Raw genomic sequence first — 24832 nt, forward strand, 5'->3', positions numbered from 1 at the left:
ATTCGCAGCACCGACCCCGGTCCCCGATGCCTTCGGGGGCCGGGGTTAGCCTTTTGTCGCCACGCTTTCCCCTGTCCCGCAGAGGCGGTCCGGAACCATGCAGTACCTCGAGGCACTGACGCCCCCCGTTGTGATGTGCATCGCCTTCTCCCTGATGATCCGGACGCTGTTCCGCAACCAGGGCGGAGCCAATGCGGCCAAGGAGGACGCCGTGGCCGAGGCGATCACCGTGGCCGCGACCCCGGCGCAGCGTCTCGCCAAGGACTGACCGGCGGAATCGCAGCACCGGAACGCCCCCTTTCACAGCCGGAAGCTGCACAATGCTTATGTCCGGCAAAGGCGATATATGCGCCGCTCAGTCTGCCCAGGGGGAGAGAACGGCGATGGTGCGCCAACTCGGTGAACTCGAGAACGAGGTGATGACCCGGGTATGGCAGTGGAACCGCCCGGTGACGGTTCGCGAGGTTCTCGAGGATCTGCTGCGGGAACGCGAGCTCGCCTACACCACGGTGATGACCGTGATGGACAAGTTGTTCCAGAAGGGGTGGCTCCGCCGGGAACAGGAGGGCCGGGCCTTCCGATATGAGCCGGTCTCCTCGCGCGAGGCCTATACCGCGGCGCTGATGAACGACGCATGGGCGACGAGCGACAACCCGGCCGCGGCGCTGGTCCACTTCTTCGGCATGATGTCACCCGAACAACAGGACGCCTTGCGCGACGCATTGCGGGTCGCCGCCCCGCCACCGGTCGAACAGTCCGACGAACAGGTCACCGAACTGGCCACCGAACTGACCGGCGAACTGAGCGGCGGAGAACCCCCGGGGGATATCGGTTCCCCCGCTGACCCCGGGGCACGATAGCGTCCCCCCATGGAGCTCACGATCCGCCGCGCGCGGACCAGCGATGTACGGGCCATCCGCAGGCTGGTGGACGGCTATGCGCGCGAACGGATCCTGCTGAACAAGCCCACCGTCACCCTGTTCGAGTCGGTGCAGGAGTTCTGGGTCGCCGAGCGGGACGACAACGCCGAGGTCGTCGCCTGCGGCGCACTGCATGTGATGTGGGAGGATCTCGCCGAGGTCCGCACGCTGGCGGTGGACGCCTCCTGCCGCGGCACCGGCATCGGGCACCGCCTTCTGGAGAAGTTGACCCAGACCGCGCGCTGGATCGGCGTCCGTCGCATTTTCTGCCTGACGTTCGAAGTGGACTTCTTCGCCAAACACGGCTTCGTCGAGATCGGAGCGACTCCGGTGGACGCCGATGTGTACGAGGAGCTCCTGCGAAGCTACGACGAAGGTGTTGCGGAGTTCCTCGATCTGGAACGCGTCAAACCCAACACCTTGGGCAACACACGGATGCTCTTGCACCTCTGACCCGGGTTCGTCAAGGGCGGTTCGGAAGGTCGCCGGGACAGCACTTCGGGCAGAGGGTTTGAATTTTCGCCGGAAAGAGGGTTTCCTTTCCTACAAGTAATCCGTGCTTTTGAGGAAAGGGAAGCCCGTGGCGCAGAAGGTCCAGGTCCTTCTTGTCGATGATCTCGAGGGCGGCGAGGCGGACGAGACGGTGACGTTTGCTCTCGACGGGGTTGCCTACGAGATCGATCTCACGCACACGAACGCCGGTAAGCTGCGCGAGCTGCTGGCTCCGTACACCGACAAGGGCCGCAAGCAGAGCGGTCGCGGCGCTGTCAGCGGCGGTCGCGGCCGTGGCCGTTCGCCGCGTCCGGTGGGCGGAAACCCCGACACGGCCAAGATCCGTGCCTGGGCCAAGGAGAACGGCCACGAGGTCAACGACCGCGGCCGGGTGCCGAGCACGGTCCGCGAGGCCTACGAGAAGGCCAACGGCTGACGCCGGATCAGCCCGCAGTGCCGCTCCGCTCCATCAGGGCGCGGGCGCAGGCGTCCGCGAGGGTGTCCAGGGCCTGCGGCAGGTGCCGCTCGGTCAGGGCGCCGGAGGCGGCGTCCTGGGTGGCGTCGTGGGCACCTTCTGGGGCCCCGCAGCGGGTCTGCCGGGGCACCGCGGGCATGGGGCGGGTCCGCAGCACGCCGTCCAGGTGCCCCCAGCCGAGCCAGCGCAGCAGCTCGGGAACGTCCCCGGCACTGCCGGGGGCGAGCCGCAGCAGCAGCCGGTCGCCCTCCACGGCGACCTGGCCGCAGGGCCGGCCACGCCTGCGCATCTGCGCCAGCGCGGCCAGCCCCGCGGCCAGCGGCGCCTCGACGGCGTCATGGCGTTCGGCCGCAGGGCCGGTTCCGAGGCCGATGCCGGGTCGGGTGCCCTGTCGGATGCCGGGGCCGGCCGCCTGCTGATGGGTGGTCACATGCTGCCCAACTCGCGACACCTGGCCCCGGTTACGCTGGGAGTCCCTTCCGCTGCGTGCTGTCACGCGCCCGGCCCGCACCGATCGTCCGACTTCTCGGTAGGCGAACACCTGATGCCGGAAAGTCGGTATGGACCCGGGTGCACTGCGGGTATGAATGCCCATGTGAGGGCTTCACAGCCGAATCCTCGCGGCGTGTCGGGGGAAGCGTTCGCCGTCGGCGTAGCGTTTCCAGGTGGATCTGCCTGGCCTGCGGGAACACCATCCCGCAGCATTCGGTTGGAGTCATTGTCCGCCGTCGCGAGCATTGCGGGACGGTGGGGTGTCGGCGGTTGAAGTGAGCTGTTCCGGCCTCCGGGACTAGCATGCGGAAGGACAGGGAGGGGACCGACCCCTCACTGCCCGACCGCTCTGAGGAGCGATTAACGATGTTCGAGAGGTTCACCGACCGCGCGCGGCGGGTTGTCGTCCTGGCTCAGGAAGAAGCCCGGATGCTCAACCACAACTACATCGGCACCGAGCACATCCTCCTGGGCTTGATCCACGAGGGTGAGGGTGTCGCCGCTAAGGCCCTGGAGAGCCTCGGGATTTCGCTCGAGGCGGTCCGCCAGCAGGTTGAGGAGATCATCGGGCAGGGGCAGCAGGCCCCGTCCGGCCACATCCCCTTCACTCCTCGGGCGAAGAAGGTCCTGGAGCTGTCGCTCCGCGAGGCCCTCCAGCTCGGCCACAACTACATCGGGACCGAGCACATCCTGCTCGGCCTCATCCGCGAGGGCGAGGGCGTCGCCGCCCAGGTCCTCGTGAAGCTCGGCGCGGACCTGAACCGGGTCCGGCAGCAGGTCATCCAGCTGCTGTCCGGCTACCAGGGCGGCGGCAAGGAGTCGGCCACGGCCGGCGGCCCGACCGAGGGCACCCCCTCGACCTCGCTGGTCCTGGACCAGTTCGGGCGCAACCTCACCCAGGCGGCCCGCGAGTCCAAGCTCGACCCGGTGATCGGGCGCGAGAAGGAGATCGAGCGGGTCATGCAGGTGCTGTCCCGCCGCACCAAGAACAACCCGGTGCTGATCGGCGAGCCCGGCGTCGGCAAGACCGCCGTCGTGGAGGGCCTGGCCCAGGCGATCGTCAAGGGCGAGGTGCCCGAGACGATCAAGGACAAGCAGCTCTACACCCTGGACCTGGGCGCCCTGGTCGCCGGCTCCCGCTACCGCGGTGACTTCGAGGAGCGCCTGAAGAAGGTGCTCAAGGAGATCCGCACCCGCGGCGACATCATCCTGTTCATCGACGAGATCCACACCCTGGTGGGTGCGGGTGCCGCCGAGGGCGCGATCGACGCGGCCAGCATCCTCAAGCCCATGCTGGCCCGGGGCGAGCTGCAGACCATCGGCGCCACCACGCTCGACGAGTACCGCAAGCACCTGGAGAAGGACGCCGCGCTGGAGCGCCGCTTCCAGCCGATCCAGGTCGCCGAGCCCTCGCTCAAGCACACCATCGAGATCCTCAAGGGCCTCCGGGACCGCTACGAGGCGCACCACCGGGTCTCCATCACCGACGCGGCCCTGGTGGCCGCGGCGACCCTGGCGGACCGCTACATCTCGGACCGCTTCCTGCCGGACAAGGCGATCGACCTCATCGACGAGGCCGGCTCGCGCATGCGCATCCGCCGCATGACCGCGCCGCCGGACCTGCGCGAGTTCGACGAGAAGATCGCGGGCGTCCGTCGGGACAAGGAGTCCGCGATCGATGCGCAGGACTTCGAGAAGGCCGCCTCGCTCCGCGACTCGGAGAAGCAGCTCCTGCAGGCCAAGGCCAAGCGGGAGAAGGAGTGGAAGGCCGGCGACATGGACGTCGTCGCCGAGGTGGACGAGGAGCTGATCGCCGAGGTGCTGGCGACGGCCACCGGCATCCCGGTCTTCAAGCTCACCGAGGAGGAGTCCTCCCGGCTGCTGCGCATGGAGGACGAGCTGCACAAGCGCGTCATCGGCCAGAAGGACGCCATCAAGGCGCTCTCCCAGGCCATCCGGCGCACCCGTGCGGGCCTCAAGGACCCCAAGCGCCCCGGCGGCTCGTTCATCTTCGCCGGCCCGTCCGGCGTCGGTAAGACCGAGCTCAGCAAGACCCTCGCCGAGTTCCTGTTCGGCGACGAGGACGCGCTGATCCAGCTGGACATGTCCGAGTTCAGCGAGAAGCACACCGTCTCGAGGCTGTTCGGCTCGCCTCCCGGCTACGTCGGGTACGAGGAGGGCGGCCAGCTCACCGAGAAGGTGCGCCGCAAGCCGTTCTCGGTCGTCCTCTTCGACGAGGTCGAGAAGGCCCACCCGGACATCTTCAACTCGCTGCTGCAGATCCTGGAGGACGGTCGGCTGACCGACAGCCAGGGCCGGGTCGTCGACTTCAAGAACACGGTCATCATCATGACCACCAACCTCGGCACCCGGGACATCTCCAAGGGCTTCAACCTGGGCTTCGCTGCCCAGGGCGACCTGTCCACCGGGTACGAGCGGATGAAGAACAAGGTCGGCGAGGAGCTCAAGCAGCACTTCCGCCCCGAGTTCCTCAACCGTGTCGACGACATCGTGGTGTTCCACCAGCTGTCCGAGGAAGACATCATCCAGATCGTCGACCTCATGGCGGCCAAGGTGGACGGCCGGCTGCAGGACCGCGACATGGGTCTGGAACTGACCCCCGCCGCCAAGTCCCTGCTGGCCAAGCGTGGCTACGACCCGATCCTGGGTGCCCGCCCGCTGCGCCGCACCATCCAGCGCGAGATCGAGGACGTGCTCTCCGAGAAGATCCTCTTCGGCGAGCTGCGCTCCGGCCACATCGTCCTGGTCGACGTCGAGGGCGAGGGCAAGAACGCCAAGTTCACCTTCACCGGCGCCGACAAGGTCCCGGTGGCGGACGCCCCGCCGGTCGCCGCCAGCGGCCCGGACCTCACCAAGGGCTGACCGGCACGGTCGGCACCACGTACGCAGGGCCCGGCCCCCCGACAGGGGGGCCGGGCCCTGCGGCGTGTCGCCGTCGTCGCAGACCAGCCGTTGCCGCCGATCAGCCGACGACGGCGACCGGAGCGTCCCAGTAGCTGGTGTCGATGCCGAGGGCGACGCCGCCGAGCGTCACCGTGTGGCCGCCCAGGTACTGCCGCGACCGGGTCCGGCCGGTCCACAGGGTGTCCGGGAGGACCGGGTCCGAGGTCGAGGTGATGACCTTCGAGGTGTCGCCGACCCAGCGCGCGATCCACAGGTCGTCCGGCAGGTCGGTGGTGCCGGCCCGGGCAGCGGCGCCCATCGCGGTGATGCCTGAGTCGGCGCTGCTGTAGAAGCCGGCCCGGTAGCCCTCGGCGTGCATGGCGGCGTCCCAGGCCCGGGTGTAGTCGAGTACCGCGGCGGCGACGGTCGGGTCCTTCTGGTCGTAGGCCTCCATGTCCAGGTAGACCGGGCTGCCGGGGGCGATACCGAGCGCGCCGGCGTCCCCCGCGGCTTCGGCGCCGTCGGCCCGGCCCTGTGAGGTGGCGGTGGCGGCGTTGATCCGGTTGGCCGAGGTCCGGTCGGGAGCCTGCGCGCCGGCGTAGATCGGCACGATGCTCCAGCCGGAAGCATCCACTGCGGCCACCCATGCGGCGGTGAGCTGCGGCTGGTCGCAGGCCCGGCTGCTGCCGCCGACGTAGACGCCGACCCCGCCGTAGCGGTTGGCGGGATCGGCCTTCCAGGCGTCCATCGTGCTCAGCGCGGGAGCCGTGCAAGCGTCGAAGACCTGACCGGTGAAGATCCTCCCCGGCGCCGGTACCAGGTCGGCCGCGGTGGCGGTGCCCGTCGGTACGGTTCCGAGGACGCCGAGCACGACCAGCACGGTGGAGAGACGCAGCGCGGTGGACACAGGGCCCTTTCTAACACCCGGAACTGACTGATCCGGATATTCCCGGCTCGGCCGGTGCCGTGTCCTGCCCTGCCGAGCTCAGCGGATGGCGAAGGTGCTGACCGAGGTGGGCCGGGCGCCCTGGCTGATGCCGAAGATGGAGAGCGGGACGGGGGGCTGGTAGTGCTGGATCTCGACCTGGCAGCCGTACAGGTCGCTGAGGTCCGAGGCCAGCAGGGACTCGTCCAGCGGCTCGGTGCCGTCCACCGCCAGGGTGAGGCTGTGGATGTTCGGGTAGACCCGGGTCAGTTCGGCGATGTGGCCGATCCGGCTCGGTACCAGCAGCTCCAGCTTGCTGATCTGTGGGAGCGGGCGCTGTCGGGGGAGCTCGGCGAGGTCCTCGTGGCTGATCCGGAGTCGGCGCAGCCGGGTGAGTTCCGGGAGCCTTCCGCGGTCGGCCGCGGTGGTGCGGAGGGCGTCGAAGGACAGGTGGGCCAGTCCGCCGAGGGAGCCCAGCTGCTCCCAGAGCCGGGGGCCGGACTCGTAACGGCCGATGTGGAGGTGGGTCAGGCCGGGCGGGAGGGCCAGCCCCGGGATCTCGGTCTCGCTGACGATGCCGAGCACCCGGATGGAGGCGGAGTCGCCGAGCGCGGCGGCGTTCCGCAGCTCGGTGTTGGTGTGCAGGTAGAGGTCCTCCACCGGGTGGTGGGGGAGCGGGCCGAGGTCGATGGGGCTGGTGCAGTCGCTGAGCCAGAAGTTGCGGGCACGGGTGCGCCCCAGTACGTCGTCGAGATCGATCGGGTTCGGGATGTCGTGCAGCCGCAGCTGGTCCAGCCCCGGTGGGAGCAGCGCCAGGTCCGCCATGGTGAGCGGACCGGAGCACTCGATGCGCGGGCGGTGGCCCAGCGTGTTCAGGAACTCCAGCTGTTCCCGGGACTTGACCATGAAGCGGAAGGTGTCGTGGAAGGCCAGTCGGGCGATGACCCGTTCGCCGTACTCCACGGTGTCGAAGCGGTCCCAGGCCGAGGTGAGCTGGCCGCGGACGTTGGTCGAGGGATGGTCGACGTACCGGAGGATCAGCGGGATGGCCTGGCTGGTGGCGACCGTGGTGGCGGCCACCGCCACGGCGTAGGCGGTGGTCTGTTCCAGGTCCTCGGGGCCGGGGAGCAGTCCGAGGATGAGCGGTCCGGCCGCTGCCAGGTCCCGGGCGGCCTCGGTGTCCTGCGGCGGGATGAGCGTGGCGGTGCGGTCGGTTACCTGCTGTCGGACCGCGGGGTCCAGTTCGGTCGCGTGTTCCAGACAGGTAGCCGCGAGCAGCCAGAGCCGCTTGTCGCCGTTCTCGTCGGCCCGCAGCAGCAACGAGCGCAGCAGCGCGGCGCGTTCTCGGGGGCGTCCGTGGCCGACGGCCATGCGGATCACGTCGTGCCACTGGTCGTCGACGGCGTTGGCGACCAGCAGGCCGAAGTCCTCGTCCTCGACGGCGGCCTTGGCGGCGAGGTAGTCCTGGAAGGTGCGGTGGACGAAGTCCACGGAGTCGGCGGTGGGCTGGCGCAGCAGGCCGCTGCGGACCAGCAGGTGGTGCAGCACCTGCTCGGCGTCGGCGGTGATCGCGGGCATCGCCGGGAGGGCTTCGGCGAGCTTGCGGACGGCCAGCTCCCGGTCGATCTCCACCGCCCCGTTCTTGGCCAGCCAGTAGGCCAGCCGCTGCAGCAGCTGGGTCTGCTGATCGACCGTCAGCCGGAGCCCGTCCTGGCCGAGGATGCCGCGTTCGCGGTCGCGGCGGACCAGCAGCATCTCCAGGGCAGCGGAGTAGAGCTCCATCCGGCCCTCGGGCAGGTAGCCGTTGCGGTCGCGGTTGAGGGCGCAGATCAGCGCGCACATCAACGGGCTGTTGGCGAGGCGGCCCAGGTCCTGCTTGGTGACCACAGCGGTGCGCAGCTTCTCGCACCACTCCGGCAGCCGGGGGTCGTCACCGGCTGCGGTGTGCCATTTTCCGATGAAGGCGGAGACGTCGCTGCGGCTCATCGGCAGCAGCTCCAGCTCGGTGAAGCCCGCCTGGGTCAGCCAGCCCTCGCGGACCGCGGAGGGGCGGGTGGTGACCACGTAGCGGCAGTCGGGGTAGGCGTCCAGCAGGTCCAGCAGCCAGCGGCGGGTCCGGGCCCGGTCCGCCTCCGGGACCTCGTCCACGCCGTCCACCAGCAGCAGCACCCGGCCGGCCGCCAGCTGCGCGGTGACCCAGCCGGCCGACCCGGCGCTGCCGCTGAGCGGTCGGGCGACGGTGGCCAGGAACTCCTCGGGGCTGGGGAGTTCGTCGCGCTGGGCCACGGCGCGCAGCCGGATCAGCAGCGGGACGCAGTCGTCCAGGTCGGACAGCGGGGACGGCAGGTCGCGGCGGGCGGTGGCGGTGGCGAGCCACTGCAGCAGGGTGGTCTTGCCCGAGCCGGCCGATCCGCGCACCAGCACCCGCCGGTGGCCGGCCAGGGCCTGCTCGGCGCGCTGGGCCGTCGGCCCCTGCTCGTCGGCGTCCTGCGCGGCGGAGCCGCCGAGCAGTTCCAGGCTGAGGTAGCTGGTGTCCAGCGGCCAGGAGTCGTCCTCGTCGCCGCCCCGGCTCAGTCCGATGATGTGCAGGGTGCTGGACTGCCTCACGACGAAGGCGCGGTAGCGCTCCTCGAAGTCGTCGACCGGGGTGCGCACCCGCTTCCAGGCCAGGGCGTTGTTGTTGCTGTCGCAGGTGGGCTTGAACAGCGGGGAGTCCAGGATGGTCGTGGCCGGGGTGATCTCCACCCGTCCGTGCCGCCACTGCGCCGGATCCGCGCGGACGACGCCGACCAGGCGGTTCTCCACGAAGACGGCCGATCCGGAGAAGCCCGCCCAGGGTGAGCCGCCGTCGGGCCGGGCCGCGGGTGCGCCGTGCAGGCTGTCCAGGACCTGGCGGTGCCGCAGCAGGCCCGAACCGGGTTTCAGGGTGCCGAAGAGCTGCTCCCCGTCCAGTTCGCCGTCGGCACCGGCGACCGCGGGGAAGCCGATGGCATGCGCGCCGGGGAGCGGCGCGAGGTCGTCGACCTTGCCCCAGACCAGGGTGCTGAACTCGCGGAAGCTCCGGGACGGCACCAACTCCCGTTCGGAGAGCAGCAGCGCGGCGTCGCACTCCTCGTCGTAGCGGGTCCAGGCGACGGAGCAGTGCTGCGGACCGGTCCCCCCGGGAACGACGACGGTGGGCTGCTCGGCTCCGCGGACCACATGAGCCGCCGTCAGCACCAGCCAGGGGGTGAGCAGGTAGCCGCTGCCCTGGCTGGTGCCGAAGACGGCGGCGATGCGCTGCCGCTGGGGGTGCGCCGCCATCTCAGTTGCCGGCCCCGAACCTGGAGGTCCCGCCCGGCTCCTGGTTGCCGACCTCGATCGGGGCGCCGCTCACGGCGTCCTTGGGGGTGAGCGTGAAGGACACCCGGTGCGTGGTCGCCCGCGACGCCTTGGCCTCGGCCTCGGCGCTGAGCACCCAGGCCTTCACCCCGCCCCTGGCCCCGGCCTCGCGGCGGAGTTCCACCGCGAAGTCCATCTGGATCGGGCCGACCTCGAAACGGATCGGGGCGCCGGCCCCGTCCAGGGCGGCCCGGACCAGTTGTTCACGGATGGCACGGACTGCGGTGGAGAGCTCGATCTCGCTGAAGTCGGACACGGATCCCCCGGAGCGTCATGATCTGGAGATCCGACGGTACGACAGGTCCGGGCCCTCCGTCAGGAGTTCGGGCGGCTCAGCCCTGCCGCCGGCGCAGCCACCAGGCCTCGCCGCCGACGGCCAGCAGCAGCAGGACCGCGGTGGCGATGCTGACAGCGTAGCCGAGGGTGGCGTGCGGGGGGGCCAGCCGCACCGTGACGGTGTGCTTGCCGGCCGGCACGGCCACGGTGACCAGGCCCTGGTCGGCGGGGAGCAGCGCGGCGGACTTGCCGTCGACGGTGGCGACCCAGCCGGACTGGTCGGCGTCGGCGACGACCAGGTAGCCGGCGCCCTTGGCGTCGACCTCGGTGGTCACCGTGTCGGTGCCGTCCTTGGTGACGTCCACGCTCGCGGACTGCCCGGAGGCGGCGGGGCCGGGGGAGTTGAGCACGACCTGGTCGGCGCCGACCTTGCCGGAGGAGAGCAGGGCGAGCCGGGCCGCCTGGTCGGGCACGACCGTGGCGGTGGAGGCCCAGCGGATCCTCGGCTGGGCGTTGAGCCGCAGGTAGATGGCGGAGTCGTCGACGTGGACCAGCCGCAGCCCGTCGTCCTCGCCCTCGATGGTGGAGAGCGCCGGCGCCCCCTGGTCGGCGGCCACGGTGAGCGGGGTGCTGCCGTGCACGGTGAGGCTGGCGGTCAGCGTGGTGCCGGCGGCCACGCTGTCGGCCGCGACCGGGACGTTGAATCCGACGCCCTTGTAGATGGTGTTGGTCAGCCGGTTGCTGGTGGCCACCGTCCGGCCGGAGGCGTCCTTGATCACTACTTCCAGCGTCTCGGTGCTGCCGGTCTGCAGCGTGTCGGCGGCGGTCACGGCGATCCCGCGCAGCGGGCCGGTCTGGGTGACCGGCACGGTGACCGTGGTGCCGGGCTGGAGCGTGGTGGTGGTGCCGTCGGTGGGCGCGTTCACCGGGTTGCCGAGCACCGGGTCGCTCGGGGCGGTCACGAAGTACTTGGTGCCGAGCAGGTCCAGCACCGGGTTGGTCGCCTGGGCGTGGTCGGCGTTGAAGTCGATGTAGGTCTCAAAGAAGATGGGGTTGCCGGGAATCTGCTCGACCAGTGTCGCGAAGGGCGCGTTGATGAAGGTGTGCCCGTTCACCGAACGCAGGTCGTAGGCGGCGTTGGTACCGAACACCATGCCGCTGCTGGACGAGGCGAAACGCTGACCGCCCAGGTTGGCGGCCAGGTACCTGTGGGTGTCCGTCTCCGGGTAGAAGGCGGTCTTGCTGGACTTTGGGTAGTACGCCGACATGTAGGCGCCGCCCTGGGCGGCGACCAGCAGCGGCAGCGCCGCAGCGGCGGCGAAGCGCAGCACGAGCAGCGTCCGCTTGCGGCCCCAGGCCGGGTCCGGGCGGCGCACCAGACGGAGGATCAGGACGCAGGCTCCGGCGGCGGCGAGCATCAGCGCGCCGATCAGCAGATGGTGCTTGAACGCCTGCACGGACGCCCTGTTGTGGGTGGCGACCACGGCGTGGTGGCCGTGGACCACCAGTACGGCGCCCAGCGCGAGGATCCCCGCGCCCAGGACGAAGGGCCACACCCGCAGCAGGGCCAGACGTCCGGTCAGCCGGGGGAGCTCGGCACGGCGCCGCAGCAGCAGGTCGAAGCCGACCGCGGCGAGGACGCCGAGCAGGAAGTCCAGGATGCTGCGGCTGCGACCGATGTAGTTGGCCGCGAACAGGGCCCGCGAGACCGGCAGCTTCTGCAGCACCTCCAGCGGCGCGCCGCCCACGTAGATCAGCAGGGTCCAGCCCGCGGCCAGGGCGAACAGCACGATCCAGACCCCGCGCGGCAGCAGCGCCCGGCCCCGGCGGGGCATCGCGAGCGCGACCAGCACCAGCACCACGGCGGCGGCGCTGATGTACGACATGGCCTCGACGAGGTTGGGCTTCAGGATGAACATCGGCTGCTGGGTGACATTGGCGGTGCCGAACACCCAGGGGCTGAACGTCTCCAGCAGGTTGATGGCGGCCAGGTGCATCTGCGGGGTCTGCGCGCGCCCCTGGACCAGCCAGGTCGGATAGAAGTAGAGGAAGCCCACCATCTGGAACATCGCCAGCCCGGCCCCGGCCGCGAGTCCGGCCAGCGCGCCGAGTGCGGTGAGGGCCAGCCGCTTCGGCGTGGTCCGGTACTCGGCCAGCAGCCGGACCACGGTGTAGACGCCGGCCGTGAGCATGGCGTAGGCCATCACCGAGGGGAAGCCGCCCAGCAGCAGTGACGCGACCGGGATCGCGACCAGGGCCGCGTCGCGCACCCTGCGCTCCTGGATCAGCCGTTCCAGGGTCCAGAACAGCACCGGGATGAAGGCGGCCACCCGGGTCTGCGGGAACCCCACCCAGGACACCATGAAGGCACTGCCGGCGAAGATCAGTCCGCCGGTGACCGCGGCGGCCGGGGAGACCCGTAGCCTGCGCAGGAAGAGGAAACTGCCGGCGACTGCACAGACGATCTCCAGCAGCCGCCCGTAGGCGGGTGCGATCCAGGTCGGCAGCAGGTAGTAGGGGACGGTCAGCGGGGACCACAGCGCCTGGTTGGGGACGTTCCCGAGGTTGGTACCGCCGGCCTCGTAGGGGTTCCAGCCGGTCCCCTCACCCTTCTGGAGCTCCTGCTTGAACAGGATGGTCGAGGGGAGTTCGGAGGTGTAGGTGTCGTCCAGCAGCCAGTTGTGGGTGGGCGGCCCGCTCAGACCGGCATCCAGCCAGGGGCTGGAGCTGACCATCTCGTCGGTGGCGGTCAGCGTCGAGTTGCCGGCCAGTTGACCCCCGATGCCCCAGAGCGCGAACAGCACAGCGGCGAGGACTGCCAGCACGCTCAGCGGGCGTGGCAGATTACGGCGTCGAAGCATCGTGGTCCCAGGCAGGTGTGTCGCGGTCGGATGAGGGCCGGCGGCGCCGACGTCCGGAGGATACGGATGAGCCTAGGCGAGGCGGGTGCGGGGGGCTCGGGAGGGGTGCCCCCGCTTGTGAATCCCCGCTATGCCGTCGCTCCGCCCCGCGAGGGACGTGGAGTCGATCATCCCGTGAAAATGAGAGGATAGCCAAAACCTCGTGCCATGGATACCGTATGGGCTTGCTGTCCGGGGGGAAGATGGCACTCCAAAACTTCGCCTCCGTGCGTAAGCGGACCGGGGGCTCCCGAGAGGAATACCCAGCGTGATGCTCACCGATCCCGGCCGCTCCTTCAAGGAGGCCGAGCCGCAGGCCGCCAAGGCCGGCCAGGCGGACCAGGCGGATGCGTCCGACCGGCCGCACGTCTCGATCGTGCTTCCTTGCTACAACGAGGAACCGCACCTCATGCTGGAGCTCAAGCGGATCAGCCAGGCGATGGACGAGTCCGGCTACACCTACGAGCTGCTGGCCGTCGACGACTGCTCGACCGACGGCACCCTCAAGGTGATCCAGGAAGCCGAGCTGGAGTTCCCGAACCTGCGGGCCATCGCCTTCCGCCGCAACGGCGGGGCCGGCACCGTGCGCCGGATCGGCTCGCAGATGGCCCGTGGCGAGATCGTGGTCTGGACCGACGCGGACATGACCTACCCGAACGACCGCATCCCGGAGCTGGTCCGGATGCTCGACGAGGACGGCAGCATCGACCAGGTCGTCGGCGCGCGCACCACCGAGGAGGGGTCGCACAAGATCCTCCGCGTCCCCGCCAAATGGGTCGTCCGGAAGATCGCAGAAAAGCTCGCGGGTCAACGTATCCCGGACCTGAACTCCGGGTTGCGGGCAATGCGACGGGATGTTGCGCTTCCGTATCTCCGACTGCTTCCGCCGGGATTCTCCTGCGTCACCACGATCACCCTTGCATTCCTGTCGAATCAGCATGACATCAGCTACTTGCCGATCGACTACGCCAAAAGGGCGGGTAAGTCCAAGTTCCGGTTCGTCAAGGACGCCTACCGGTACATCCTTCAGGTCCTCCGCATGGTGATGTACTTCAACCCGCTCAAGGTCCTGATGCCGCTCGCCCTGTGGCTGATCGGTATCGGCCTGGCCAAGGGCGTGTACGACATGGTGGAGCACCCGGTCCGGTTCGCCGTCAACACCGTGCTGATCTTCATCACCGGTCTGCTGGTCGCCTCGCTGGCGCTGCTGGCCGACCTGATCGTGCGGTCCCGGCAGGACTGAACGGGCTCGGGCCCGGCCGGTGACACCGGCCGGGCCCGAGAGCGATGTCGGCCCGTCAGCAGAGCCTCCTCAGCCCCTGGTGAGAACCTTCACCAGGGGCTGAACCCTTGACGGGGCACTGAACGGCGCTCCGCCTGCTACGGGTTCCGTGGGGGTACGGGGGGTCGCTCCCCGGAGAGCTGGAGTACCAGGGGCTGAACCACTGCTGCGGGGCCGAAGCGGTCCTCGGCGGCGGCGCGGGCGGCCTGCTTCATCCGGTCCAGCTCACCACGGTCCTCGGCGAGCTTCCGCAGCGCCGCGGCCAGGGCCGCCGGGTCGCCCGGCGGTACCAGCACCGCGGCGTCGCCCAGCTCGCGCCGCTGCGGCTCGGTGTCGGAGGTGATCAGGGCGCAGCCGGCGGCCGCGCCCTGGAAGACCTTGTTGGGGACGACCCGCAGCGCCTTGGGTCCGGTGCCGAAGATGCCCAGGCAGACGTCGTGACCGGCCACCAGCGCGGGCAGCTCGGCCGCGGGCACCCAGTCCAGCCAGCGGACCGAGCCGTCGGTCGGGGCCGCGCTCCTGGCGGCCTCGGAGTCCTGCCCGCGTCCGATCATCGTCAGCTCGACCCCCGCGCCGTCCAGCGCGGCCAGTGCCTCGGTGATCACCGGAGCGCCCTGCAGCGGGGTGAACAGGCCGTAGAAGACCACGCTCAGCGGGCCGGGAGCGGGGTCTGTGGCGGGGTCTGCGGCCTCGCGGGCCGCTGCCGCCGCCGCGCCTGCCTCGAACCAGTACCCGGGTGCGCCGACCGGCACCACCACGGCGCGCTCCTGGTCGGCCTCGGGCAGCGCCAGGCGGTGCTCCTCGGTGTCCACCACGACCACGGTGGCGGCCTTCAGCGCACCCGCGTCGATGGCCCGCAGCAGCACCTGCTTGAGGCCGCCGCTGGACAGCCTGCGGTCCTTGGCCGTGTCGCTGGCGCTGATCAGGTGGTCCAGCACGATCGGGGTGCGCCGGAACAGCAGCCGGGCCAGCCGCACGTCGAAGTGGCCGAGGTACCCCACCAGGATCACGTCGGGCCGCGGCATCTTCCGGGCCGTCCGGGCCAGCCGCCACCAGCGGTCGGCCAGCCGCAGCAGCAGCAGCGGAACCCGCCAGGGCTGGGCCAGCATGGCCACCCGCCCCGCGGTGTCCAGGCCCAGCGGGACGTTGCACTCCTCAACGTCCATGCCGTGGGACCGCAGCCCGTCGGCGATGATGCCGACCCGGGGGTGTGAGGACGTGTCGTAGGTGCCGAAGACCAGAACGCGCATGGGACGAAGAGTAGGGCACCGGTCGGTCGGGGCCGCAGCGGGCTCCGGGAGTGCGGTCCAAGGCCCGGAAATCAACCCTCGCTGCGATCGCCCCGAACGGGCTAGAGTGACCGCGGTCGGAGGATGTCAGCGCACTGAGGGGTATCTATGGACGCCAGGACGACGGGAGACCGTCCGGGAACGGCGCCGGTCATGGACGCGGTCGCACCACTGATGCCCAACACGTGGCTCAGGTACGACGCGATCGCCCGGCTGTTGCCCGACGGGGTGACCGATGTTCTGGAGATCGGCTGCGGACAGGGAGCCGTGGGGGCGCGACTCGCGCTGCGCTACGACGACTACCTGGGGATCGAGCCGGACGAGACCTCGTACACCGTGGCCAGCGGGCGGGTGGCCGCGGTCGGCCGGGGCCGGGTGAAGAACCTGATGGCCAAGGAGCTGGGCGACCAGCAGTTCGACATGGTGTGCGCCTTCGAGGTGCTGGAGCACCTGGAGGACGACCGGGCGGCGCTGGCGGAGTTCGCCGGGAAGGTGAAGCCCGGAGGGTGGCTGCTGCTGTCGGTGCCGGCCTACCAGGACCGGTTCGGCGCCTGGGACGAGCTGGTGGGGCACTTCCGCCGCTACGACCCGGCCGGCCTGACCGAACTGCTGCACAGCGCCGGCTTCGAGGACGTCGAGGTGCTGCACTGCGGCGCCGGTCTGGGCTTCGTCCTGGAGGGCATCCGCAACGCCATCGGCAAGCGCAGGCTCGCGCGTGCGGCGGACACGTCGATCGAGGAGCGCACCGCGGGCTCCGGGCGGCTGTTCCAGCCGAGCGGTCGGCTCCGCGGTGCGGCCATCCGCCTGGGCACCGACCCGTTCCGCTTCCTGCAGCGGGCGTTCCCCGAGAAGGGCACCGGCCTGGTCGTCCGAGCCCGCCGCACCAAGGACACGACAGCCGGGGCCTGAACCGGCGCTCCGGGCCGGGTGCCCGGTTCCGGTCTCAGGTCGGGCGGATATGCTCCCCGCATGCCCGACCCCGTAGTCAACGAAGCTGAGCAGGACCTTCCCCAGCACACGCACGCCCCGGAGACCGAGGCCCGGACGGGCTGGGTCGGGCGCGTGCGCGCGGCCATGAGCAAGGGGCCGATGGGGCGGGTCGTGCGGGTGGGCTTCGTCCTGGCTGCCGTCGGGGGCGGGGGCTACGCCCTGGCCTCCCAGTGGAGCCAGGTCAAGTCCGGGCTGTCGGATCTGAGCTGGCCGACCCTGGTCGGGGCCCTGGTGGCCCTCCTGGTGGCGTCGGTGGCCAGTATGCAGGGCTGGCGCACCCTGCTGGCGGGGTTCGGTTCCAGGCCGCCGCTGCGCGGAGCCGCGCAGGTGTTCTTCGTCGGCCAGCTCGGCAAGTACCTCCCGGGCTCGGTGTGGTCCGTGGTGGCGCAGATGGACCTGGGCCGGGCGTACAAGATCCCGCCGCGGCGTTCGGCGAGCGCCGCCGCGCTCGCGATGCTGGTCTCGGTGGCCAGTGGACTGCTCTGCACGGTCTGCGCGCTCCCCTTCCTCCAGGGCGGTTCGACCGGCGGCTACGGCTGGGCGTTCCTCGCGGTGCCGGTGATCCTGGCGATGCTGCACCCCCGGCTGCTCAACCCGCTGCTGGACCGGCTGCTCAAGCTGGCCCGCAGGCCGGCTCTGGAGCACCGGGTCTCCGGTCGCACGATCACCCTCTCGCTGGCCTGGTCCCTGCTGTACTGGGGGCTGGTCGGACTGCAGATCTGGATCCTGGTGGTGGGCATGGGCGTCCCCGCCCTGAAGGCACTGGCCCCCTCCATCGGTGGTTTCGCCTTCGCCTGGAGCGTGGGCTTCCTGATCATCATCGCCCCGGCCGGCGCCGGGGTACGCGACGTCATCCTGGCCGCGATGCTGACGCCGATCATGGACGTGGGTCTGGCCACTGCGGTGGCGCTGGTGTCCAGGGTGCTGACGGTCGTGGCCGATCTGCTGGTCGCTGCGCTGGCGGGCTGGCTCGGTCGGGGCAGGGCCGCCGCTGCGGCGGCAGCCACGGCGCAGGAGGGGCCTGGGGGCCCGGAGGGCAGTCCGGGGGACCAGGGCCGCGGCTGATCCGCCGCTCGTCGACCCGCAGCTCGTCGCCCCGCCGCTCGCTGACCCGTAGTTCGTCCAGGGCCGCGCGGACCAGCGCGGCCGCTCCGCCCGGTTCGCTGACGTCGGCCCAGGCGAAGCGGAGCAGCGGCTGGCCGTTGCGGTGCGAGCGGGCCGGCCCCTCGCGCCGGCCGCAGACCTCGCCGAGCAGCGGGCGGCGCAGCCCGCGGTGCCAGCAGAACGCAGCGCGGGCCACCTGCAACTGGTCCGGGGCGACCCCGCCGCGGACGCAGTCCAGCCGGACCGCGGACTCCAGCGGGGCCGCGGCTCTTCCGTCCGCGAGCGGCAGCAGCGACCGGGCCGGATCGGCCCGGGGCCGGTACCGCAGGGCGCGGTCCACCGCGCCGAGGTCGGCGAGCAGCCCCTGGTGCAGCGCCGAGTCCAGCAGCCCGAGCCCCTGCTCCTCCGGCAGCCGCAGCAGCAGGTCGGCCAGGGTGCGCGCGACCGAGGTCAGCGGCAGGCCGCGGCGGCGGACCACCTCGCCCGGCCCCAGCGCCGCCAGGTGCAGCCGTAGCCGCAGATCCGGCCGGGGGTGCCGGCCGCGCGGCAGGTAGACGTCGACATGGGGCGGTTCGGACGGCAGCCCGCGCAGCCGCAGCAGCCGGGCCGCCGTGCCGAGCCCGACCACGCTGCTGGGTCCGCAGCGCAGATGGGCGGCCCAGGCCCGGGCCAGCAGCGGCGGCCGTCCGCCCGGGCCGCGGGCCGTGGGCGGGGTGGTCAGGTACACCCCGTGGTGCAGCGCCGTCCAGCGCCCCTGGCGGACCAGGACGCGGATCTGGTCCCGGGGCAGCCCGGCCTCCAGGGCCTGGCGGGCCAGGACGACGCCGCCCTGGCGGCGGGCGAGCACCTCGACGGTGCGGTGCGCGGAGACTGCTGCGGAATGGGTCATGGCCCGAGCCTGCCGTGCCCGGGCCGGGACCGCATCTCCGCCCTGTGGATAACCCGGCTCCGATGTGATGATCGGTCAGGAACTGGTCGCGCCTTCGGCGATGGCCTCCTCGACCTCCGCGACCCGGGCCGCCTCCTCGGCGGCGAAGCGCTCGGCGTCCAGCTGCTCGGCGATCTCCTCGTCCTGCTGCATCAGCAGGTCGAGGTTGGAGTCGCCCAGTTCGAGGACGCCCATGTCGACGTAGGCCTGCTGCAACCGCGGCCCCCACAGCCCGATGTCCTTGACGCAGGGCACGATCCGGGAGAACAGCAGCTTGCGGAAGAACTGGAGGTACTCGCTCTGCTCGCTGATCTCCTCGGCTTCCTGCAGCGGGATGCCGAAGTTGGTCAGCACCTCCACCCCGCGGATCCGGTCCCGCATCAGGTAGCAGCCCTCGATCACGAACTCCTCGCGTTCGGCGAGCTCCGCCGAGGAGAGGCCGGCGTAGTAGTCGCGCAGCGCCATCCGCCCGAAGGCCACGTGCCGGGCCTCGTCCTGCATCACATAGGCCAGCAGCTGCTTGGGCAGCGGCTTGCTGGTGGTGTCCCGCAGCAGCCCGAACGCGGCCAGCGCCAGGCCCTCGATCAGCACCTGCATGCCGAGGTACGGCATGTCCCAGCGGGAGTCCCGCAGGGTGTCCCCGAGCAGCGCCTGGAGGTTGTCGTTGATCGGGTAGAGCATCCCGATCTTCTCGTGCAGGAAGCGGGAGTACAGCTCCGCGTGGCGGGCCTCGTCCATGGTCTGGGTGGCCGAGTAGAACTTGGCGTCCAGGTCCGGGACGGACTCCACGATGCGGGCCGCGCACACCATGGCGCCCTGCTCACCGTGCAGGAACTGGCTGAACTGCCAGGACGCGTAGTGCCGGCGCAGGTCGGCCCGCTCCTTGGAGCCGAACCTGTCCCAGTACCGGGTGCCGTGGATGGCCATGGCCTCGTCCGGCAGCCCGAGCGGGTCGTAGGGGTCCACCTCCAGGGACCAGTCGATCCGCTTCACCGCGTCCCACTGCTTGTCCTTGCCCTTCTGGTAGAGCGCGAGCAGGCGGTCCCGGCCGTCGTCGTACTCCCAGTTGAACCGCGCCGCTCCGGACGCGGGGACGGTCCAGGTTCCTTCGGCGACCGGGACGGTGTAGAGGGGATGAGTCGACATCGAGGCGCTCCTCGTCGTGTGCGTCGCGGGGTGGTGCAGGGCACACTGAGGAGCGTCACACGAAGTTACTGACGGGTCAACAGGCAGAGTGAACCAGCTGGGTCAGCGGAGCGGATGCCCCGATGCCTGCGTCAGCGGGCCGGATAGAGGGAGTAGCCCGGGAAGTTGCCGTAGAGCTTCTCGTCCTCGCCCTCGGGGCCGTAGCTGACCGCCTGGACCAGCAGGTCGCCGCCGACGAACGCGCCCTTCCAGGAGGCGCCCAGGCCGCCGAAGACCTCCTCGCGGTCCCCGCGCGAGCGCGGCTTGTTGATGCCGACCTTGAAGGCCAGCAGGTCCGGCGCGATCCGGGCGGCGAAGTCGGGGTCGTCGGTGGCGATGCTGGCCACCAGCGAACCGTTGCCCGCGTTCATCGCGGCGAGCAGCTCCGACTCGGTGTCCACCAGCACCACCGAGTCCAGCGGTCCGAACGGCTCGGAGTGGTGCAGCGCCCAGTTGGGCGGCGGGTCCAGCACGCTCGCCGGGGCGATGTAGGCGCCGAGGTCCTGGCCGGGCAGGAAGCTCCCGTCGGCCAGGGTGCCCCGGTGCAGCGGGACGGCCCGGGCGATCACCGCGTCGTCGAAGTGCCGGACCAGCTCGGCCGCCTTGGCGGCATGGATCACCGGGCCGAAGTCCAGCTCGGGCAGCGGTGCCTCGGGGTCGGCGACGGCCAGCGGGTGGCCGAAGCGCAGATTGCCGAGGACGGCCAGATAGGTCTCCAGGAACGCCGGGAAGAGCCTGCGCTGCACCACGTAGCGCGGATAGGCGGTGCAGCGCTGCTTGGCGTACTCGAAGCCCTTGCGCAGGTGCGCGGCCAGCGCCGGCCAGTCGCTGTAGTCCCAGACGCCCCAGGTGTTGAGGCCCTCCTGCTCCAGGAAGTGACGGCGGTTCAGGTCGGCCAGCGAGGTCGCGGCCCGGCGCCCGTTGGCCCGTCCGCCGACGAAGGCGAGCGCGCCCAGGCCGGGGGAGCGGATCAGCGAGTCGGCGATCTGCGAGCCCATGCCGGAGAGCAGGGTGACCGGCAGCCCGGCGCGGCGCATCAGCGCGTGCGCCAGCGTGAGGCAGTGGAAGCCGCCCTGGGAGGGGGTCTTGGCGATCACCGCGTTGCCGGCCAGCAGCTGCACCAGCTCGGCGTGCACCTGGACGCTCATCGGGTAGTTCCAGCTGGCGATGTTGGAGACCGGGCCCGGTAGCGCGGTCCGCCCGCCCAGCTGGCGCTCGATGTTCTCCAGGTACCAGCGCACCCCGTCCACGGCCCGGTCCACGTCGGCGCAGGCCAGCCGCCAGGGCTTGCCGATCTCCCAGACCAGCAGCATCGCCAGCAGGTCCCGCTGCGCGGCCAGCGCCTCGACGGCGGCCAGCACCCGCGCCCTGCGCTCGTCCAGCGGGGTCGACGACCAGTCGCGGTGCTCGGCGACGGCGAAGTCGACCGCGGCCGCCGCCTCCTCGACGCCGATCCTCGGCGGCCCGGGGATCGGGGTGCCGTCCAGGGGCGTGCTGTGCTCGCCGGGGGTGCCCACGGCGTACCAGTCGCCACGGACCAGGTTCAGCAGCCGGTCGGGGGTGAACGCCTCGGGCGCGGCGGCCAGGCAGCGGGCGTAGGTGTCGTCCCAGGAAGTCCCGGGCTTGAGCATGAGGGTCACGGTGGCGCTCCTGACTGAGGGAGAGGGAGCAGTGCACGGTGCCGGATCAGGGCACCGAGAGTGGCACAGCCGCTGTGAGGGCGATATGCGGCCCCGGGGATCTGTGGCCCTTCTCACGGTGGGTGCGGCCCGGTCCTAGCCGGAGTAGTAGACGACGACGTACCGGTGTACACGCGGCATCAGCGGCGATTCGGTGTATTGCGGCCAAAGTCCCCTAATCTCCTACTAGGCGAAGTAGTGGAGCCGGCCGTCCGACGAGGTTTGGGCATGGGCGTCGCTCCTGGTTACAACGGAGGATCCGGCTGCCGGCCGGTGCCCCGAACAGCAGCTGAGACAGCCCGAGAGCAGGACGAGGTCGAACCCCTGATGCACAGCGCCCATGCTAGGCACGCCCGCCGCAGACGGCATGCGCACAGTCGGACGGCCCTGATGGCACTGGCCGCGACCGGGGCGCTGGCCTTCGCCACGATCGGGGTGCCCGCCATGGCGTCCGCGACCAACAGCCCCGCCGTGGTGGTGGGCCCGGTGGTGTCCGGCAGCAGCGCCGACGCCGCGCAGGAGGCGGCCGCCCCCGCCATCCGCGCGGCGCAGGCCCGGCAGCAGGCAGCAGCCAGGCAGGCGGCGGTGAAGCAGGCAGCAGCGCAGCAGGCGGCCGCGCGGGCCGCGACGGTGAAGCAGGCCGCGGCGGCCGCTCCGGCGCGGGCCCAGTGGTCGGCCCCGATCCCGGGCGCGGCGCTGAGCGAGGCGTACGGCGTGGTGGACAGCGAGTACGCCGCCGGCTACCACACCGGCACCGACTTCGCGGTGGACACCGGCACCGCCGTGCTCGCGGTCGGCGACGGCACCGTCGTCTCGGCCGGCTGGCAGTCCAGTTACGGCAACACCGTGGTGATCGAGCTCGCGGACGGCCACTACGCCCTCTACGCGCACCTGTCCGGCTTCGCGGTGACGGTGGGTCAGCAGGTGCAGGCCGGTGACCTGGTCGCCCGTTCGGGTGACACCGGGAACTCCACCGGACCGCATCTGCACTTCGAGATCCGCATCAGCGACGACTACGGCGCCGTGGTCGACCCGCTGGCGTTCCTGCGGGGCAAGGGCGTCAGCGACTTCTGAGACTTCTGAGCCATGGGCGGAGGAGTCAGAGCGGGTCGGGCCGGCCGATCCGGTCGGCGATGTCCAGGGCCACCCGCAGGGCGACGTCGCGGCGGCCGTCCGGGTCCGGCAGTCCGACCGACGCCTCCGGGTCCTCGGCGCAGGCCTGGCCGATGAACTGGGCGACATTGACGGTCATCAGCGAGATCGAGGCACGCACCCGGTCCTCGAAGGTCGGCTCCGGGCCCAGCATCAGCCGGGTGAGCGCGAACATCAGGTCCTTGAAGCGGCCGCCCACCTTGAGCTCGCGGATGGTGGGCTGGTTCTCGTGGAAGAACCGCAGCAGCGGCTGACGCGACTGCATGCCGTCGGCGAAGCGGCGCACGATCTCGTCCCGCAGTGCCGGGCTGTAGGGCTGTTCCCGGCCCCAGGCGATGGCCTCCTCGATGGGGGCGCTCATGGTGTCCACGATCCCGGCGAGGATGTCCTCCTTGGTCCGGAAGTGGTAGTACAGCGCCGCCTTGGTGACCCCCAGGCGGTCGGCGATCTCGCGCAGGGAGGTCTTCTCGTACCCGTGCTCGGCGAACAGTTCCAGGGCGATGTCGAGGATGCGCGCCCGGGTGTCCCCGCGAGGTGTCTGGGTGGTCATCGCTCCGCCTGATTGCCTGTCCGGTGAGAGGGGTGCCGCGTACTTCTGCGCGTAGGTTAGCGGCCGTTCGCGCAGGTCCCGCCAGGGGTGGCGAAAAGTGGGTTGACGGCCCCCACCAAGTGAGCTTACCGTGCCGCTGTCGAGGGTACTAGCCGGTCGGCAAGTAAGTCCGTGCACGGGGAGGCAGAGGGATGGCTCAGGACCAGATTCCGCAGCAGGGGGAGGCGGCCGCCGGCGGTGCCGACCCCGACCCGGACGCGCAGATCATCCGCTCCCCGCGGGAGATCCGGATCGTGCTCAGCGGGCTGCTGATCGCGATGCTGCTGGCGATGCTCGACAACATGATCGTCGGTACCGCGATGCCGACCATCGTGGGTGACCTGGGCGGTGTCAACCACCTCTCCTGGGTGGTCACCTCCTACATCCTGGCGACCACGGCCTCGACCCCCATCTGGGGCAAGCTCGGCGACCTCTACGGCCGCAAGGGCATCTTCATGGCTTCGATCGTGATCTTCCTGGTCGGGTCGGCGCTGTCTGGGCTGTCGCAGAACATGAACGAACTGATCGGCTTCCGGGCCCTGCAGGGCCTCGGCGCCGGCGGCCTGATCGTCGGAGTGATGTCGATCATGGGCGCGCTGGTGCCGCCGCGTGAACGCGGCAAGTACCAGGGCATGTTCGCGGCCGTCATGGCCGTGGCGATGATCGGCGGACCACTGGTCGGCGGCACCATCACGGACCACCTCAGCTGGCACTGGATCTTCTACATCAACCTGCCGCTGGGCGCGCTGGCCCTGATCGTGATCGCGATCACCCTGCACCTGCCGAAGATCCGTACCTCCGGCCGGATCGACTACCTGGGCGCCGGCCTGCTCACCGTCGGCATCGTGGCACTGGTGCTGGTCACCACCTGGGGCGGCCAGAGCTACGCCTGGGGCTCCTGGCAGGTCGCCGGGATGCTGGCGCTGGCGGCGGTCTCACTGGCCGGGTTCCTGCGGGTGGAGCAGCGGGTGGCGCAGCGCGGCGAGGAGCCGGTGCTGCCGCTGCACGTGTTCCGCAGCCGCAACTTCAGCCTGATCTGCGCGCTGGGCTTCGTCGTCGGGTTCGTCATGTTCGGCGCGATCACCTTCCTGCCGCTCTATCAGCAGAGCGTGCAGGGGGCCTCGGCGACCAACTCCGGGCTGCTGCTGATGCCGATGATGCTGGGCATGCTGGTCGTCTCGCTGGTCGTCGGACAGGCCGTCACCCGTACCGGGCGCTACAAGATCTACCCGGTGATCGGGACCCTGGTGATGACCGCGGGCATGCTGCTGCTGTCCCGGCTGGACACCGGCACCACCCGCTTCACCTCCGGCCTGTTCATGGTGGTGCTGGGCGCCGGAATGGGCTTCCTGATGCAGATCACCATGCTGGTGGCGCAGAACAGCGTGGCGCTGCGGGACATCGGCGTCGCCTCCAGCAGTTCCACGTTCTTCCGCACCATCGGCGGGTCCTTCGGTGTCTCGCTGTTCGGCGCCCTGTTCAGCTCCCGGGTCACCGACACCATGACCTCCCGGCTGGGCGCGAGCGGCGGCCAGGCGATCGCGGGGCACGCGCAGCTCACGCCGGGCATGCTGAGCCACCTGCCGGCCCCGGTCCGGGAGGCGTACGACCATGCGGTCGCCAACGGGGTGCACAGCATCTTCCTGTGGGGCGCGGTCATCAGTGTGGTCGGGATCGTGGTCGCGGTGTTCCTGGAGGAGGTTCCGCTGCGGGCTACTCCGAAGCCGTCCGAAGCCGAATCCCACGTTGCCGTGGAGGTCTGAAGGATCTTGGGTGCGGGAGGTGCATGGTTGCTGTTCGCGCAGTTCCCCGCGCCCCTGACGCCCAGGGGCGCGGGGAACTGCGCGACAAGCCAGAAGCTGACGTAGG

19 protein-coding genes and 1 pseudogene are annotated in these 24832 nt (G+C 70.8%); 10 read left to right on the forward strand and 10 right to left on the reverse strand.

Translation table 11 applies throughout. The annotated features are described in order from the left end of the window. The first annotated feature begins 97 nt into the window (after positions 1-97). The 4 genes from IF29_RS46860 (at position 98) to IF29_RS0114480 (ending at position 1848) form a co-directional block, all read left to right on the forward strand. The gene (locus IF29_RS46860; protein WP_030254094.1) at positions 98-268 is read left to right on the forward strand and encodes a hypothetical protein; all 171 of its coding nucleotides are present in this window, start codon (positions 98-100) and stop codon (positions 266-268) included. Positions 269-383: 115 nt separating this feature from the next. Continuing rightward, on the forward strand, positions 384-860 hold the full coding sequence (locus IF29_RS0114470) for a BlaI/MecI/CopY family transcriptional regulator (protein ID WP_084714200.1): 477 nt from the start codon (positions 384-386) through the stop codon (positions 858-860). A gap of 9 nt (positions 861-869) precedes the next feature. Then, entirely contained in the window at positions 870-1373 is a 504-nt protein-coding gene (locus IF29_RS0114475) for an amino-acid N-acetyltransferase (RefSeq protein ID WP_030254097.1), read from the forward strand. A 127-nt stretch (positions 1374-1500) separates the two neighbouring features. Next, complete coding sequence (locus tag IF29_RS0114480; protein WP_030254099.1) at positions 1501-1848, forward strand: histone-like nucleoid-structuring protein Lsr2; 348 nt, start codon at positions 1501-1503, stop codon at positions 1846-1848. Between the two features lie 7 nt (positions 1849-1855). Here IF29_RS0114480 and IF29_RS43535 read toward each other — a convergent pair whose 3' ends face one another. Beyond that, positions 1856-2317, reverse strand: coding sequence for a hypothetical protein (locus IF29_RS43535; protein WP_030254101.1), 462 nt, complete (start codon positions 2315-2317; stop codon positions 1856-1858). 428 nt (positions 2318-2745) lie between these two features. Between IF29_RS43535 and IF29_RS0114490 the strand changes: the two genes are divergently transcribed. Then, positions 2746-5262, forward strand: coding sequence for an ATP-dependent Clp protease ATP-binding subunit (locus IF29_RS0114490; protein WP_030254103.1), 2517 nt, complete (start codon positions 2746-2748; stop codon positions 5260-5262). A gap of 100 nt (positions 5263-5362) precedes the next feature. Here the strand turns inward: IF29_RS0114490 and IF29_RS0114495 are convergent, their stop codons facing one another. The 4 genes from IF29_RS0114495 to IF29_RS0114510 all read right to left on the reverse strand — a co-directional run bounded on the left by IF29_RS0114495 (position 5363) and on the right by IF29_RS0114510 (position 12690). Further along, the gene (locus tag IF29_RS0114495) at positions 5363-6190 is read right to left on the reverse strand and encodes a DUF1906 domain-containing protein (protein WP_030254105.1); all 828 of its coding nucleotides are present in this window, start codon (positions 6188-6190) and stop codon (positions 5363-5365) included. 78 nt (positions 6191-6268) lie between these two features. After that, positions 6269-9511 (reverse strand): serine protease, encoded by a 3243-nt coding sequence (locus IF29_RS0114500; protein ID WP_051725295.1) that lies wholly within the window; start codon positions 9509-9511, stop codon positions 6269-6271. 1 nt (position 9512) lies between these two features. Then, positions 9513-9845: a trypco2 family protein gene (locus tag IF29_RS0114505; protein ID WP_030254108.1), complete on the reverse strand. Its 333-nt coding sequence runs from the start codon at positions 9843-9845 to the stop codon at positions 9513-9515. Positions 9846-9921: 76 nt separating this feature from the next. Continuing rightward, positions 9922-12690 (reverse strand): YfhO family protein, encoded by a 2769-nt coding sequence (locus tag IF29_RS0114510; protein ID WP_030254110.1) that lies wholly within the window; start codon positions 12688-12690, stop codon positions 9922-9924. A 346-nt stretch (positions 12691-13036) separates the two neighbouring features. Between IF29_RS0114510 and IF29_RS0114515 the strand changes: the two genes are divergently transcribed. Then, positions 13037-14008 (forward strand): glycosyltransferase family 2 protein, encoded by a 972-nt coding sequence (locus IF29_RS0114515; RefSeq protein WP_084714203.1) that lies wholly within the window; start codon positions 13037-13039, stop codon positions 14006-14008. A 137-nt stretch (positions 14009-14145) separates the two neighbouring features. Here the strand turns inward: IF29_RS0114515 and IF29_RS0114520 are convergent, their stop codons facing one another. Then, positions 14146-15297, reverse strand: a complete 1152-nt coding sequence (locus tag IF29_RS0114520; RefSeq protein WP_051725296.1) for a glycosyltransferase — start codon at positions 15295-15297, stop codon at positions 14146-14148. 213 nt (positions 15298-15510) lie between these two features. On the opposite strand from IF29_RS0114520, the gene IF29_RS0114525 reads away from it, so the two are divergent. After that, on the forward strand, positions 15511-16245 hold the full coding sequence (locus IF29_RS0114525; RefSeq protein WP_198037449.1) for a class I SAM-dependent methyltransferase: 735 nt from the start codon (positions 15511-15513) through the stop codon (positions 16243-16245). Positions 16246-16305: 60 nt separating this feature from the next. Continuing rightward, complete coding sequence (locus IF29_RS47600) at positions 16306-17391, forward strand: lysylphosphatidylglycerol synthase transmembrane domain-containing protein (protein WP_084714206.1); 1086 nt, start codon at positions 16306-16308, stop codon at positions 17389-17391. Positions 17392-18160: 769 nt separating this feature from the next. Here the strand turns inward: IF29_RS47600 and IF29_RS47605 are convergent. The 3 genes and pseudogenes from IF29_RS47605 to IF29_RS0114545 form a co-directional block, all read right to left on the reverse strand. Beyond that, positions 18161-18319, reverse strand: a pseudogene (locus IF29_RS47605) (type IV toxin-antitoxin system AbiEi family antitoxin domain-containing protein); the annotation flags it as partial. Between the two features lie 75 nt (positions 18320-18394). After that, a complete protein-coding gene (locus tag IF29_RS0114540; protein ID WP_030254121.1) occupies positions 18395-19504 on the reverse strand; it encodes a ferritin-like domain-containing protein in 1110 nt (369 codons plus the stop codon). 131 nt (positions 19505-19635) lie between these two features. Further along, positions 19636-21174 carry an aldehyde dehydrogenase family protein gene (locus IF29_RS0114545; RefSeq protein WP_051725327.1) on the reverse strand — a complete coding sequence of 513 codons (1539 nt, stop codon included), beginning with the start codon at positions 21172-21174 and terminating at the stop codon, positions 19636-19638. Positions 21175-21612: 438 nt separating this feature from the next. Here IF29_RS0114545 and IF29_RS46005 point away from each other — a divergent pair, with 438 nt between their 5' ends. After that, a complete protein-coding gene (locus tag IF29_RS46005; protein WP_051725299.1) occupies positions 21613-22296 on the forward strand; it encodes a M23 family metallopeptidase in 684 nt (227 codons plus the stop codon). Between the two features lie 25 nt (positions 22297-22321). Here the strand turns inward: IF29_RS46005 and IF29_RS0114555 are convergent, their stop codons facing one another. Then, positions 22322-22924, reverse strand: coding sequence for a TetR/AcrR family transcriptional regulator (locus IF29_RS0114555; RefSeq protein WP_030254127.1), 603 nt, complete (start codon positions 22922-22924; stop codon positions 22322-22324). A 191-nt stretch (positions 22925-23115) separates the two neighbouring features. Here IF29_RS0114555 and IF29_RS0114560 point away from each other — a divergent pair, with 191 nt between their 5' ends. Continuing rightward, complete coding sequence (locus IF29_RS0114560; protein ID WP_084714211.1) at positions 23116-24726, forward strand: MDR family MFS transporter; 1611 nt, start codon at positions 23116-23118, stop codon at positions 24724-24726. Positions 24727-24832: the final 106 nt, after the last annotated feature.

It is taken from the genome of Streptacidiphilus jeojiense (assembly GCF_000719095.1).
GTDB lineage: Bacteria > Actinomycetota > Actinomycetes > Streptomycetales > Streptomycetaceae > Streptacidiphilus > Streptacidiphilus jeojiensis.